This window comes from Shewanella sp. 10N.286.51.B8 (assembly GCF_041469325.1).
Classification (GTDB): Bacteria; Pseudomonadota; Gammaproteobacteria; order Enterobacterales; family Shewanellaceae; genus Shewanella.
The window spans coordinates 1-13,718 of record NZ_JBFRKG010000004.1; the positions used below are offsets into that span (position 1 = coordinate 1).

14 protein-coding genes are annotated in these 13,718 nt (G+C 41.7%); all 14 read left to right on the forward strand.

The window, feature by feature from the left end; genetic code table 11:
* Nucleotides 1-405: 405 nt before the first annotated feature.
* The gene (locus AB4160_RS01305) at nucleotides 406-861 is read left to right on the forward strand and encodes a hypothetical protein (protein ID WP_102439937.1); all 456 of its coding nucleotides are present in this window, start codon (nucleotides 406-408) and stop codon (nucleotides 859-861) included.
* A 168-nt stretch (nucleotides 862-1,029) separates the two neighbouring features.
* Complete coding sequence (tsaE, locus tag AB4160_RS01310; protein ID WP_102439936.1) at nucleotides 1,030-1,491, forward strand: tRNA (adenosine(37)-N6)-threonylcarbamoyltransferase complex ATPase subunit type 1 TsaE; 462 nt, start codon at nucleotides 1,030-1,032, stop codon at nucleotides 1,489-1,491.
* 78 nt (nucleotides 1,492-1,569) lie between these two features.
* Nucleotides 1,570-2,874: an N-acetylmuramoyl-L-alanine amidase gene (locus AB4160_RS01315; protein ID WP_102520665.1), complete on the forward strand. Its 1,305-nt coding sequence runs from the start codon at nucleotides 1,570-1,572 to the stop codon at nucleotides 2,872-2,874.
* Nucleotides 2,875-2,877: 3 nt separating this feature from the next.
* Nucleotides 2,878-4,803 carry a DNA mismatch repair endonuclease MutL gene (mutL, locus tag AB4160_RS01320; protein ID WP_372003339.1) on the forward strand — a complete coding sequence of 642 codons (1,926 nt, stop codon included), beginning with the start codon at nucleotides 2,878-2,880 and terminating at the stop codon, nucleotides 4,801-4,803.
* 1 nt (nucleotide 4,804) lies between these two features.
* The gene (gene miaA / locus AB4160_RS01325) at nucleotides 4,805-5,731 is read left to right on the forward strand and encodes a tRNA (adenosine(37)-N6)-dimethylallyltransferase MiaA (RefSeq protein WP_102475908.1); all 927 of its coding nucleotides are present in this window, start codon (nucleotides 4,805-4,807) and stop codon (nucleotides 5,729-5,731) included.
* A gap of 96 nt (nucleotides 5,732-5,827) precedes the next feature.
* A complete protein-coding gene (gene hfq, locus AB4160_RS01330) occupies nucleotides 5,828-6,094 on the forward strand; it encodes an RNA chaperone Hfq (RefSeq protein ID WP_102439933.1) in 267 nt (88 codons plus the stop codon).
* 19 nt (nucleotides 6,095-6,113) lie between these two features.
* Complete coding sequence (gene hflX / locus AB4160_RS01335; protein ID WP_102520637.1) at nucleotides 6,114-7,433, forward strand: ribosome rescue GTPase HflX; 1,320 nt, start codon at nucleotides 6,114-6,116, stop codon at nucleotides 7,431-7,433.
* Between the two features lie 33 nt (nucleotides 7,434-7,466).
* On the forward strand, nucleotides 7,467-8,618 hold the full coding sequence (gene hflK / locus AB4160_RS01340; protein WP_102439931.1) for an FtsH protease activity modulator HflK: 1,152 nt from the start codon (nucleotides 7,467-7,469) through the stop codon (nucleotides 8,616-8,618).
* A 3-nt stretch (nucleotides 8,619-8,621) separates the two neighbouring features.
* Entirely contained in the window at nucleotides 8,622-9,512 is an 891-nt protein-coding gene (hflC, locus tag AB4160_RS01345) for a protease modulator HflC (RefSeq protein ID WP_102439930.1), read from the forward strand.
* A 415-nt stretch (nucleotides 9,513-9,927) separates the two neighbouring features.
* Nucleotides 9,928-10,518 carry a ubiquinol-cytochrome c reductase iron-sulfur subunit gene (gene petA, locus AB4160_RS01350; protein ID WP_076539021.1) on the forward strand — a complete coding sequence of 197 codons (591 nt, stop codon included), beginning with the start codon at nucleotides 9,928-9,930 and terminating at the stop codon, nucleotides 10,516-10,518.
* Nucleotides 10,518-11,732 carry a cytochrome bc complex cytochrome b subunit gene (locus tag AB4160_RS01355; protein WP_102439929.1) on the forward strand — a complete coding sequence of 405 codons (1,215 nt, stop codon included), beginning with the start codon at nucleotides 10,518-10,520 and terminating at the stop codon, nucleotides 11,730-11,732. Before petA ends, AB4160_RS01355 begins: the two co-directional genes overlap by 1 nt.
* Entirely contained in the window at nucleotides 11,732-12,436 is a 705-nt protein-coding gene (locus tag AB4160_RS01360) for a cytochrome c1 (RefSeq protein ID WP_102439928.1), read from the forward strand. The genes AB4160_RS01355 and AB4160_RS01360 overlap by 1 nt, the downstream gene beginning before the upstream one ends.
* 93 nt (nucleotides 12,437-12,529) lie before the next feature.
* Nucleotides 12,530-13,159 carry a stringent starvation protein SspA gene (sspA, locus tag AB4160_RS01365; protein WP_076539012.1) on the forward strand — a complete coding sequence of 210 codons (630 nt, stop codon included), beginning with the start codon at nucleotides 12,530-12,532 and terminating at the stop codon, nucleotides 13,157-13,159.
* Nucleotides 13,159-13,647, forward strand: coding sequence for a ClpXP protease specificity-enhancing factor (locus AB4160_RS01370; RefSeq protein WP_372003342.1), 489 nt, complete (start codon nucleotides 13,159-13,161; stop codon nucleotides 13,645-13,647). Before sspA ends, AB4160_RS01370 begins: the two co-directional genes overlap by 1 nt.
* Nucleotides 13,648-13,718: the final 71 nt, after the last annotated feature.

The following is a 13,718-nucleotide window of genomic DNA, read 5'->3' on the forward strand; positions in this document are numbered from 1 at the left end:
TGATATGTCGCTCCAATTTCTAATCTTAAGAAAATCATTCCTTTCAAATAAAAAAATAAACCCACTCTTAGCTCAGTTGTGCTTTTAGAAATAGTGATACCTTTTTTATTGCCAAGGTATAGGTCATCAGTTCGAAACACTTTTTATGAACAGACAGGTCGCTGCAGTTTTTCCCTGCGTTCAAAATGTCTCGGTTTACCCCCCCCCCGCTTGCACAATATTTATGCATTGTTTAGGGTGCTGTAGCTGGGTGTTGTTTCATTGTTGCTAAATTACTTGTTTTTTATATGCAAAATATGAACTCGCTCAAATATTCTCAACTTTTTTTCAACCATAATAAATACAAGCTTTTACAATCTTATTTTTACTGACCGCCAAAGGGCGGTGACAGATGGAGTGTTTATTATGCGTATCCAACAATTAAGTGAAGTGCTTGAGTTCATTGCCAAGTCACGCTTAGACATGGGTCAGCTTTATGGCCGACTACACCGCAATGCAGACTCTACAAGAGTAAAAATGATGTTGGAATATCTACAGCAACACCAACAGCATGTGCATGACAGTATTGAAAATTATATTGATGAAGCACCAAAGCGTATGCTTGAAACTTGGTATAAAGACATCACCTTCGAAGACTTTGAAAAACGCTGCCAAGACTCGACTCTAGCAGCCAATATGAGTGAAGATGATGTACTCGAGATGCATCTTGATTTAGAAAACCGTTTGATTGGTTTTTTAGAAAAAACCGCTAACAGCACTGAGGTCACTGAAATCAAAGATGCTTTATTAGATTTAGTTCGTGTGGAGAAAACCCAGCAGAAACGTATGGTACATAGCGCATTACGGATGGAAGATATCTAAAATCCGGTTTTCCAGCGTCAATTTTATGTTAATATTTATATATAGAGCCAGCTATCAAGCTGGCTTTATTTTTTTAGGCCATCAAATAGCGCAATAGGCTAAGAGGTTAGTATTCTCAGCTATATTGCAGTTTTATATGATTAATCTCCCAAGTGCTGGTAAGTTAACATGACTTCGATTAAAAAATATCTTAAAGATGAGCAAGCAACGATTGATCTTGGTGTTGAATTATCTTTGTGGGTTTCAGCCCCATTAGTGATTTATTTAACTGGTGATCTCGGTGCAGGTAAAACCACCTTAAGCCGTGGTTTGATCCAAAGTTTAGGTCATGATGGCAATGTAAAGAGTCCAACCTATACCCTAGTTGAGCCCTATGAGCTCAAGGGAATGCAAATTTATCATTTTGACTTATATCGTTTGCTTGATCCTGAAGAGCTTGAATTTATGGGGATCCGCGATTACTTTACTGATAACACTATTAGTATTATCGAGTGGCCAGATAGAGGGCATGGCTTATTACCTGAAGCCGATGTTGCCATTCATTTAAGCTATGACGGAGAGCAACGACAGGTGGAGCTCACTGGCATGACAGGAGCTGGTAATCAGCTTGTCGCTAAGCTTTATAACTAATTAGTTCATAATAAGCTTTAAAAACAAACGCTAGTAAGCATAAGTCAATTAACTAAAATAATAATGACCCTAGAAAAAATGACACGATTTATAATCTTCATATGTTTATTATTCTGCTCCTTACAGGTTGCAGCTAATAAACTTGAAAGTGTGCGAATTTGGGATGCCCCGCAATCAACCCGAGTGGTATTTGATTTGTCTTCGGCACCTGATTATAGCTATTTTGTGCTAACAAACCCCCAGCGTTTGGTTATCGACTTAAAACAAGCTTCAACCAATGTGAAGCTTGCTGATATTGCTAAAGACAGCAAGTTGATCAAAAAAGTGCGTATTAGTTCCCCTCCCAAAAAAGGCACTTTACGTGTGGTGCTTGATTTAAACTCACCAGCAAAGCCGAATTTGTTTGCCCTGACACCGACAGCCCCTTACGGTAATCGTTTAGTGGTCGATTTAGATAACTCTGCCAGTAAAAGTGCAGCGGTACAGTCGGTGGTGCACACTAGCAAGCGCTCTACCGATGTGATTGTCGCTATCGATGCAGGCCATGGCGGCGAAGATCCTGGTTCAATCGGCCCCAAAGGCACCTATGAGAAAAAGATTGTACTTGAGATCTCCAAACGTCTTGCACGAGAAATTAATAAAACACCAGGAATGAAAGCGGTGATGACCCGCACTGGCGATTATTTTGTCAATTTAAATCAACGCTCGGAACTGGCTAGAAATAGTCGAGCTGATTTACTGATTTCTATTCATGCAGATGCATTTACGTCACCACAACCTAATGGGGCATCGGTATGGGTATTATCAAAGCGCCGTGCCAATACCGAAATTGGTCGCGTATTTGAGGATAAAGAAAAGCATTCCGAGCTATTAGGTGGCGTTGGAGACATAATTCAAAACTCCGATAGTGAACAGTATCTTGTGATGACCCTAATCGATATGTCGATGGACCATTCTCTGGCTGAAAGTCATCATATTGCCAGTGATGTATTATCAGGTTTAGGTAAAGTGACTAAACTACATAAGAGTAAACCAGAGCATGCGAGCTTTGCTGTTTTAAAGTCGACTGATATCCCCTCTATTTTGGTGGAAACTGGTTTTATCTCTAACCCTAGAGAAGAAGGGTTATTGTTAAATGGTAACCATCAACAAAAGTTAGCTAATGCGATCCATAAAGGTGTGCTGAAATATTTTGCCGCTAACCCACCTTCAGGCACCTTATTGGCTAAACAGAGTAACACTAAGCATACAGTAAGAAGTGGCGAATCTTTATCGGTTATTGCCCAGCGATATAAAGTCAGCATAGCCAGTATTCGAAAAACCAACAACCTTAAATCAGATGTCCTACGGATAGGCCAAAAGCTGGTTATTCCAAGAGCGTAAATTATGGCTATTCAAATTTTACCACCACAGCTTGCTAACCAAATTGCTGCCGGCGAAGTGGTTGAGCGTCCTGCATCTGTAGTTAAAGAGTTGGTTGAAAATAGCCTTGATGCTGGCGCAACCCGGGTGGATATCGAAATCGACAAAGGTGGCAGTAAGCTCATTAAAATTAGGGACAATGGTAAAGGCATTTCAAAGGAAGAGTTAGCCTTAGCCTTATCTCGTCACGCGACCTCAAAAGTACACTCCCTTGATGACTTAGAAGCCATTTTAAGTTTTGGTTTTAGAGGCGAGGCCTTAGCCAGTATTAGCTCTGTCTCCCGTTTAAGCCTAACATCAAAACCTGCTGAGCAAACTGAAGCGTGGCAAGCCTACGCTGCAGGCTCGCAAATGGACGTTAAAGTGACGCCCGCTGCGCACCCTAAGGGCACTACCATTGAAGTGGTGGATTTATTCTTTAATACCCCTGCCAGACGACGCTTTTTGAAAAGTGATAAAACCGAATTCACCCATATTGATGAATGGTTAAAACGCATTGCCATCGCCAGAACCGATGTGCATTTTACCTTAACCCATAATGGTAAGTTGGCGCGTCAATATCGAGCGGCCAATACTGAAATTCAATACAAACAGCGTCTTGGGCAAATTTGTGGTCGGGCTTTTGCCGAGCATGCTCTGCACCTAGAATGCCAGCATGATGGCTTGATATTATCGGGTTATTTGCAGTCACCAAATGACTTACAACCGACTGATAGCTGCTATTTTTATGTCAATGGCCGTTTAGTGCGAGACCGATTAGTTAACCATGCGGTAAAGCAGGCATTTGGTCAGTTTCAAGTTCAGCATCAACCGGGTTATGTGTTGATGCTTGAGCTGGATCCGCATCAGGTTGATGTCAATGTACATCCAGCAAAGCATGAAGTGCGTTTTCATCAAAGCCGATTAGTGCATGACTTTATTTTACAGGCATTGCAGTCTGTTTTAGCGCAAATACCTGAATTAGATCTCGGTATAGCTAACAAACCTACAGGCGCGCAAACTGGTATTGGCGAGGAAATTGGTCATTCATCAGAGGCAGAAATAAGCAATTGGCAGCAAGTAAGTCAAGACATGCCGCAAAGTCGGGGATCTGCCACTCAATTACATCAACCTAGAGAGTTATCGAGCAGCCGCTTTGGCAGCATGTCGGTGCCAGCGCAGGGCTATCAACACCAAAGCCATCAACCACAGCATAATGCAGCTACCGGAAGCACAGGAGCTACAAGCAATGGCAATAATCCCTATAGCGGTGGTAGAACAGCTGACACGGTAGAAATAACCCCAACGGCTATCGCTAATTATGGACAATTACTGCAAACCCAAGCTGGAAATTCTTCATTAACGCAAATTAATGAAACAAATCTGTCTGCGCATATCACTATGCCGTCTATTGTTGATGGTCGCTTCTGGGTGATGGTTAAAGGTCAGCAGATTTTATTAGTTGATATCGCGCAAGTTTCTATTTTTGTTACAAAATTAGAGATACAGACTAAAATAACAACAGGGCTTGTGGGTCAGCCATTATTAATGCCGGTTTCAATTGAAGCCGATGTTGACTGGAAAATTATCCTTGAAGAGCGAGAGCAGTTATTACGTAGGTTAGGATTAACCCTTTCAATCCGCTACCAACAGTTGATAATTAAGAATGTGCCCCCATATCTCAGAGATACCCAATTAGCTGTGTTGATCCCAGAATTATTAGATTGGATTAAATTAGAGCAGCCATCGGATGAAGCGTTGGCGTTGTGGATGGCAAAACAGCAAGCAAATCATTTTTCAGCCGCAGCTGAAGTGTGGCTTCAATATAGCCAATTAACCGCAGAGCAGCAGCAAATGCAGTTATCAAAGGCGAAATCATTGCCATGGCAATCCTGGTTAGAAGAGAATTAATGTGAACCAACTCAAACAGCCCAAAGTATTGTTTTTAATGGGGCCAACCGCTTCAGGAAAAACGGCTTTAGCAATTGAAATGGCCCAGCAGCATAATTGTGAAATTATCTCTGTTGATTCGGCATTAATCTATCGTCAAATGGATATTGGCTCAGCCAAACCTGATGCCGATGAGCTAGCCTTAGCGCCTCATCGTTTAATTGACATTCTCGACCCCAGTGAAAGTTACTCTGCGGCAGATTTTCGTCGCGATGCATTAATTGAAATAGAAGATATAATTAATCGTGGTAAGACCCCTTTATTGGTAGGGGGGACTATGATGTACTTTAAGGCATTGCTTGAAGGCTTGTCACCGTTACCTGCTGCAGATGAGCAGATCAGAGCGCAAATTATGCAAGAGGCAGAAGAGCAAGGTTGGGATGCATTACATCAACAACTTTGCCAAGTTGATGCCACAGCAGGGGCAAGAATTCATCCTAATGATCCCCAGCGGCTATCTCGCGCTCTAGAAGTATACAGAATTACGGGTAAATCGATGACTGAGCTAACGGCAACAAAGTCAGCGCCGTTACCCTATGATGTGATGCAATTTGCGATAGCGCCACATGAGAGAAAAGTATTACATGAATTGATCGCAAAAAGATTTAAACTAATGATGCAAAATGGTTTTATCGACGAAGTTCAACGATTAAAAGATCGCAAAGACTTACATTTAGATATGCCATCTATGCGTTGTGTCGGCTACCGACAGTGTTGGCAGTACCTCGATGGTGAATTTGACTACGAGACTTTAATAGAAAAAGGCACCGCTGCCACTAGGCAATTAGCCAAACGTCAATTAACATGGTTAAGAAGTTGGCCCGAGTTACATTGGCTTGAAAGTGGCGCCGAAGGAAATTTAGTTACACTTATGCAACATTCTAGCTAGCTAATTAGCTGTTGCTGTATAATACTAAAACTAAACAATAAAACATTCTTCAAAAATTCAAAAAATTTATTTTGAAAATAAAAAAAGGAAATTGAAATGGCTAAGGGGCAATCTTTACAAGACCCATTTTTAAACGCTTTGCGTCGTGAACGTGTACCAGTCTCTATCTATTTAGTGAATGGTATTAAACTACAAGGTCAAGTTGAGTCATTCGACCAATTCGTTATCTTGTTAAAAAATACAGTAAGCCAAATGGTTTACAAGCACGCTATTTCAACTGTTGTACCAGCACGCCCATTTAATGTGGCTGCACAAGGTACTCAGAGCTATACCCCAAATGATGAAGCACCTGCATCAGAATAATATTTAAGGAGTTTACTACTTGTTTGATCGCTATGAAGCGGGTGAAACCGCAGTACTTGTTCACATTGACTTTTCTGACGACGAGCGTAGAGAAGACATTACAGAGTTACAATTATTAGTCGAATCAGCAGGAGTACGCTCTGTTGGTGTTATTACTGGAAGTCGGCGTTCACCAGATCGAAAGTTTTTTGTTGGGTCAGGGAAAGTAGAAGAGCTTGCAGCTATGGTTGCAGCTACAGAAGCTAAAGTGGTGATTTTTAATCACGCACTGAGTCCAGCTCAGGAAAGAAATTTAGAACAGATCTGTCAATGCCGAGTGTTAGACAGAACAACGCTGATTTTAGATATTTTTGCTCAAAGAGCGAGAACACACGAAGGTAAGTTGCAAGTGGAGCTAGCGCAATTGCGCCACATGTCGACGCGCCTTATTCGTGGTTGGACTCACTTGGAGAGACAAAAAGGTGGTATTGGTATGCGTGGCCCGGGTGAAACCCAGCTCGAAACCGATAGACGTTTACTTCGTGGACGGATTAAAAGTATTAATCGCCGACTTGATAAAGTAGACAAACAACGTGAACAAAGTCGACGTTCACGAAAGCGCAGTGACTTATCCACTGTGTCATTGGTGGGTTACACCAATGCGGGAAAATCGACCTTGTTTAATGCGTTAACCGCCTCAGAAGTTTATGCCGCAGATCAATTGTTCGCCACACTTGATCCTACTCTGCGTAAATTGAATTTACCTGACGGAGCAGTTATTTTAGCTGATACAGTTGGGTTTATTCGTCATTTACCTCACGACTTAGTCGCAGCATTTAAAGCAACCTTGCAAGAAACACGTCAAGCTGATCTGTTATTGCATATTGTTGATTGTGCTGATGAGAATATGACGGAGAATTTCGATCAAGTTCAAAATGTGCTTGAAGAAATTGAAGCAGATACTATTCCACAATTGGTCGTTTGTAATAAAATCGACTTATTGGAAGATTTTGTGCCTCGCATCGATTACGACGATGAAGGTAAGCCAGAGCGAGTCTGGGTATCTGCACAAAAACAAATTGGATTTGAATTGCTCTTGCAGGCTATCAACGAGTTAATCGGTGAAGTCATTATAGAGCAGACATTGAAAATTCCAGCTACGGCTGGACATTATCTTGGCCAGTTTTATCGACTGGACGCGATACAGCAGAAAGAGTACGACGATCTGGGGAACTGTATTTTGTCTGTTCGTTTATCGGATGCCAATTGGCGCCGATTAACAAAACAGAGTCAAGGCGAATTAGAGACGTTTATATTTGAGGATTCTTCTGAAGAATCAGACGTAGACGTTATTTGCTAATATCATTTATTTCATCCACTTATGGAGTGCTAAATGGCTTGGAATGAGCCCGGTAACAAGGGAAAAGACCCTTGGGGAAACAAAAACAGTAACGACAAAGGCCCACCAGATCTAGACGAAGTATTTCGTAACCTTTCAAAGCGCTTCGGCGGTGGTAAAGGTGGTTCAGGTGGATCTTCTAGCCCTTCTTTTAACCCAATGAGCCTTATTGTAGTTTTGGTGATTGGTTTAATTATTTGGGGTGGTTCAGGCTTTTATACCATTAAAGAGGCAGAGCGAGGCGTAACCTTACGTTTTGGTCAGCATTCTGGTGAAGTTGGTCCTGGTTTACATTGGAAAGCAACTTTTATTGATGAAGTGTTTCCGGTAAACATTAAAGCAGTGCGCTCTATTCCTGCATCAGGCAGCATGTTAACGGCTGATGAAAACTTAGTGAAAGTGGAACTTGATGTTCAGTATCGAGTGGATGATGCTTATTCTTACTTGTTTAGTGCAGTTGATGCAAATGAGAGTTTGAGTGAAGCAACAGACAGTGCGCTTCGTTATGTGATTGGGCATAACACTATGGATGACATTTTGACTACTGGTCGTGATGCTATTCGTCGTGATACTTGGGCTGAACTTGAGCGTATTCTTGAGCCGTATAAGCTTGGTTTATCAATTCAAGATGTCAACTTCTTACCAGCGCGTCCGCCTGAAGAAGTGAAAGATGCATTTGATGATGCTATTTCTGCACAAGAAGATGAACAGCGTTTCATTCGCGAAGCAGAAGCTTATGCGCGTGAAATTGAGCCTAAAGCACGTGGTCAGGTTGAGCGTATGGCGCAACAGGCTAGCGCGTATAAGCAACGTGAAGTCTTAGAAGCTCAAGGTAAGGTTGCTCGTTTCGAAAAACTTTTGCCTGAGTATCAAATGGCACCAGAAGTGACCCGTAAACGTTTATACCTTAATGCGATGCAAGAGGTCATGGCAGATACTAACAAGGTACTAATTGATACTAAAAACAATGGTAATTTAATGTATTTACCATTAGACAAAATGATGGGTAATCAAGCTAAAACTATGCCTGCAGAGCCAGTTGTTGAAACGCATGTGAACACGCCTTCAAATAATTCGCTTACGTCTTCTATGCCAGTTGATGGACGTCAGACTCGTGAGTCTCGTTCACGCCAAGGGAGGGACTAACTCATGGGTAGAATAGGACTGATTGTTCTGGTAATTATTTTAGGTGTTGGTTTTTCATCTGTTATGGTCGTTAACGAAGGTGAACGTGCTATCGTTTCTCGCTTTGGTGAGATCTTAAAAGATAACGTTGAAGGTCAACCTGTCACGCGTGTATTTGCACCAGGTTTACACTTTAAAATTCCAGCAATAGATAAAGTAAAATATCTAGATGCGCGAATTCAGACCTTAGATGGCGCTGCAGATCGTTTTGTTACTTCAGAGAAAAAAGACCTTATGGTTGACTCTTATGTTAAGTGGCGTATTAGCGATTTTGAAAAGTTTTACCTGTCCACTGGTGGCGGTAATGTTGCAACAGCTGAAAGCCTGTTACAGCGTAAAATCAACAATGACTTACGCACAGAGTTTGGTCGTCGTACTATTAAAGAAATTGTTTCAGGTGAACGTGATGAGTTGCAGATTAATGCACTTGAAAACGCATCTGAAAGCTCACAAGATCTTGGTATCGATGTGGTTGATGTGCGCGTTAAGCAAATCAACTTACCTGCCAACGTAAGTAGCAGTATCTTCCAGCGTATGCGTGCTGAACGTCAAGCTGTAGCAAAAGAGCATCGTGCACAGGGTAAAGAGCAATCTGAAATCATCCGTGCAACTATTGATGCTAACGTGACAGTTAAAGTGGCTGAAGCAGAACGTAAAGCATTAACGGTTCGTGGTGAAGGTGATGCATTATCTGCGAAGATTTATGCTGATGCTTATAACAAAGATGCTGAGTTTTATGGTTTCTTAAGAAGTCTTGAAGCTTACAAGGCGAGTTTCGCTGGCAATAGTGATGTTATGGTTTTAGAACCTGACAGTGATTTCTTCAAATACATGAAATCTATCGATGGTAAATAAGCCAACATTTCATTAATTGAAATTTAGCGTTAATTAAAAACCCGGTTTATACCGGGTTTTTTGCGTTTTGAGATTGTGCAGCGAAATAAATTGAATTTCTGCCAGTTGATACCATTAATCAGCTGTGACTAATTTAGATAGCGTATGTTTCATTAAATATTGTTTATTTACAGCAATTTAACTATTTTGTTTGTTCTTATCTTCATAACAACTGAACAAATCGGTAGCTTATTTTTTGCTCATCGCAAAAAAAACACGCAAATCCCGTAACTTAGTTGTGTGAATTACTATGATCTGGTTCTAATTTTTCGCTATAATGAGCCCCGCCTCAAAGTATAGATTTAGCCGTTAGTGATTCTAATGTTGCTAAGTTATTAAAATATAAGAATTCCAACACCCTCTGGGAGATAAGTGGATGAGCAAAGCGCCAGTCGATACCGGACGCCGCAGATTCCTGACAGCCGCAACCGCCGTAGTTGGTGGAGCTGGTGCCGTCGCTGTAGCGGTGCCTTTTATTAAGTCATGGAATCCGAGCGCTAAAGCGAAAGCTGCAGGTGCACCGGTAGAAGTTAACATTAGTAAAGTAGAACCAGGTCAATTAATTCGAGTTGAATGGCGTGGTAAACCTGTATGGGTTGTTCGTCGTACCGAAACCATTTTAAATGAGTTAAGTTCATTAGATGGTCAATTACGCGATCCTGCTTCAGAAGAATTACAACAGCCCGCGTATGCAGCTAATCCTGCACGTTCAATTAAGCCTGAGTTCTTTATTGCTGTCGGGATTTGTACACATTTAGGTTGTTCACCAACTTATTTACCAGATAGCTTTGGTGAGCAAGTAGAAGGTGTATCTGCTGGTTTCTTCTGTCCATGTCATGGCTCTAAGTTTGATATGGCTGGACGTGTATTCCAGGGCGTACCAGCACCATTGAACCTAGTTGTACCTCCGCATCAATATGTCGATGATGGAACTGTACTCATTGGTGTCGACACAGGAGCTGCATAATGGTTAAGAATATCGTTGATTGGATTGATGCTCGCATCCCAATGACGGCGACCTATAATCGCCATGTTGGTCAATATCCAACACCAAAGAACTTTAACTTTTGGTATTTCTTTGGTTCATTAGCATTACTTGTTTTAGTTAACCAGCTATTAACGGGCATTTGGTTAACCATGAACTACGTACCAACAGCTGAAGGCGCTTTTGCTTCAGTTGAATACATCATGCGTGATGTAGAGTACGGCTGGTTACTTCGTTATATGCACTCCACGGGTGCCTCGGCATTCTTCGTGGTGGTTTATCTGCATATGTTCCGTGGCTTAATCTACGGTTCTTATCAAAAACCTAGAGAGCTACTTTGGTTATTTGGTATGTTGATTTTCCTCGTGCTAATGGCTGAAGCCTTCATGGGTTACTTGCTACCTTGGGGACAAATGTCTTACTGGGGTGCACAGGTTATTATCTCATTATTTGGTGCGATTCCATTTATTGGTGATGACCTCACATTGTGGATCCGTGGTGACTATGTTGTTTCTGGTGCGACACTAAACCGTTTCTTTGCATTACATGTTATTGCACTGCCTCTAGTTTTAGTTGTATTAGTTTTCCTTCACTTGATTGCTTTACACGAAGTAGGCTCAAACAACCCTGACGGTGTCGAAGTTAAAAAGAATAAAGATGAAAATGGCTGGCCAGTTGATGCTATCCCTTTCCACCCTTATTACACAGTAAAAGATATCATGGGCGTCGCCGGTTTCTTAATCGTCTTCTGTTACGTGTTGTTCTTTATGCCTGAAGGTGGCGGTTACTTCCTTGAAAAGCCAAACTTTGAAGCGGCTAACCCAATGAAAACCCCTGAGCATATCGCTCCAGTATGGTATTTCACGCCATTCTATGCAATTTTGCGTGCTATTCCTGACAAGCTTTTAGGTGTTGTCGGTATGGGGCTCGCGATTGCGGTACTGTTCGTATTACCTTGGTTAGATCGCTGTAAAGTGAAGTCGATTCGTTATCGTGGACTTGTTCATAAGATTAACATTGCGCAGTTTACCGTTTCATTCTTGATCCTAGGTTATTTAGGTGCGGTTCCAGCTACGCCTACATTAACTATTGCAGCGCGTATCTTTACACTTACTTATTTTGCCTTCTTCGTGGCGCTGTGGGTTTACAGTAAAAACGAAAAGACAAAACCAGTTCCTACGAGGGTGACGCACTAATGAAAAAGCTATTAATCGCATTAGTTACATTGTTACCAACGCTAGCAATAGCGGCTGGTGGCAACAATGAATTTGTTAAGAGTCCTGATCCGGAAATCAACCTACATGACAATGAGTCATTAGAGCGTGGTTTAGACTTATTTCAACAATACTGTTCAGGTTGTCATAGTACCCAGTACCAACGCTATGGCCGTGTTGCTGAAGATTTAGGTATTTCAGTTGATGACATGCGTAACAAGTATATGTTCACCGATGCTAAAGTGGGTGAGCTAATGGAAAACTCTATCCCTGAAGCTGACGCAGCTAAGTGGTTTGGTGCAGCGCCACCAGACTTAACTTTAGTGGCTCGCGTGCGTGGTGCCGATTGGGTTTATTCATACCTTAAAGGCTTTTATAAAGATGAAAGTCGTCCATTTGGGGTAAACAATACTGTTTTCCCATTGGTGGGTATGCCCCATGTTCTTGAAGATTTACAAGGTATTTCTGTAAAACAAGAAGATGGAACGCTAGTTGCGACTGGTGGCTCTATGAACGCAGAAGAGTACGATCAAGCGGTGCGAGATATCACCGGTTTCCTTGTATATTCAGCCGATCCAGTGAAGCTTGAACGTGAAGCTTTAGGCTGGTGGGTACTCGGATTTCTATTCTTTTTCTTCATCATTGCCTATTTGTTGAAGAAAGAATACTGGAAAGATGTGCACTAGACACGAATAACGGGTAAAATACATTATTCGCATACTCTAAACGAGGGGCTTAGCCCCTCGTTTGTTTTGTTTTTCCGTTTCTGGAGGATATCAATGGCTGTAGCTGCCAACAAACGCTCTATCATGACACTGTTTTCAGGTGCCGATGATTTATATAGCCACCAAGTACGTATCGTACTGGCTGAGAAAGGGGTAACTGTTGATGTATTACAGGTAGACCCTAGCGAGAAGCCTCAGGAGTTACTTGACGTAAATCCTTACAACTCAGTTCCGACTTTAGTTGATCGTGAATTAGTATTGTATGAGTCTCGCATTATCATGGAATACCTGGATGAACGCTTTCCACATCCACCATTGATGCCAGTATATCCAGTTGCTCGCGGACAAAGTCGTCTAATGATGCACCGTATTGATACTGACTGGTATGAATTGGTTGCCCGTATTCGCCGTGGCGACAAAGCTGATGCTGCTCGTAAAGAGTTAACTGATAGCTTGGTTGCTTTAGCGCCAGTATTTGCTGAAATGCCATACTTTATGAGCGAAGAATTTGGTCTTTCTGATTGTTACTTAGGGCCGCTATTATGGCGTTTACCTGAACTAGGTATTAACCTTGATGCCCGTACTTCTAAAGATATCCATGCTTACATGACACGTATTTTTGAACGTGAATCATTTAAAGCATCGTTAACTGAGGTTGAGCGCGAAATGCGCATGGGCATGTAATGAAAGCAATTACCCCTAATCGTCCATATTTGTTGCGGGCTTACTATGAGTGGTTGATGGATAATCACTTTACCCCACATGTTGTCGTGGATGCATTTGTGAAAGGGACTCAAGTACCTCAAGAGTTTGTTAAAGACGGTCAAATCGTACTTAACATAGCTGGCGGTGCTGTGGGAAATTTGCAAATGACCAATGAATTTGTCGAGTTTAATGCTCGTTTTGGTGGTGTACCGCAGCAAGTCGTTTTACCGATGGCTGCTATCGTGGCAATTTATGCCCGTGAAAATGGTGCTGGTACCGTGTTTGATATGGAAGATGCTTATATGGCAGAAGATAAATCTGAAGATTTATCACCTGCTACAAGAGCATTTTCTACAGTAGAATCGACCGTAGATGCTACTGTTGACACTGCTGTATCAACTGAAGAAAAGCCAACTGGTGATTCTGAAAAAACTAAAGGACGTGCTCATTTAACGGTTGTTAAATAGTCGGCTCAAATCATAAAAAAACCAGTTATTAGTCCTAGATTAGTAACTGGTTTTTTATTGTCTGTTATTTA

Excerpts from the sequence above, each read along its gene's own strand:
- AB4160_RS01305 (WP_102439937.1), top strand. The coding sequence starts at position 406 with ATGCGTATCCAACAATTAAGTGAAGTGCTTGAGTTCATTGCCAAGTCA.
- tsaE (WP_102439936.1), top strand. The coding sequence starts at position 1,030 with ATGACTTCGATTAAAAAATATCTTAAAGATGAGCAAGCAACGATTGAT.
- AB4160_RS01315 (WP_102520665.1), top strand. The coding sequence starts at position 1,570 with ATGACACGATTTATAATCTTCATATGTTTATTATTCTGCTCCTTACAG.
- mutL (WP_372003339.1), top strand. The coding sequence starts at position 2,878 with ATGGCTATTCAAATTTTACCACCACAGCTTGCTAACCAAATTGCTGCC.
- hfq (WP_102439933.1), top strand. The coding sequence starts at position 5,828 with ATGGCTAAGGGGCAATCTTTACAAGACCCATTTTTAAACGCTTTGCGT.
- hflK (WP_102439931.1), top strand. The coding sequence starts at position 7,467 with ATGGCTTGGAATGAGCCCGGTAACAAGGGAAAAGACCCTTGGGGAAAC.
- hflC (WP_102439930.1), top strand. The coding sequence starts at position 8,622 with ATGGGTAGAATAGGACTGATTGTTCTGGTAATTATTTTAGGTGTTGGT.
- petA (WP_076539021.1), top strand. The coding sequence starts at position 9,928 with ATGAGCAAAGCGCCAGTCGATACCGGACGCCGCAGATTCCTGACAGCC.
- AB4160_RS01355 (WP_102439929.1), top strand. The coding sequence starts at position 10,518 with ATGGTTAAGAATATCGTTGATTGGATTGATGCTCGCATCCCAATGACG.
- AB4160_RS01360 (WP_102439928.1), top strand. The coding sequence starts at position 11,732 with ATGAAAAAGCTATTAATCGCATTAGTTACATTGTTACCAACGCTAGCA.
- sspA (WP_076539012.1), top strand. The coding sequence starts at position 12,530 with ATGGCTGTAGCTGCCAACAAACGCTCTATCATGACACTGTTTTCAGGT.
- AB4160_RS01370 (WP_372003342.1), top strand. The coding sequence starts at position 13,159 with ATGAAAGCAATTACCCCTAATCGTCCATATTTGTTGCGGGCTTACTAT.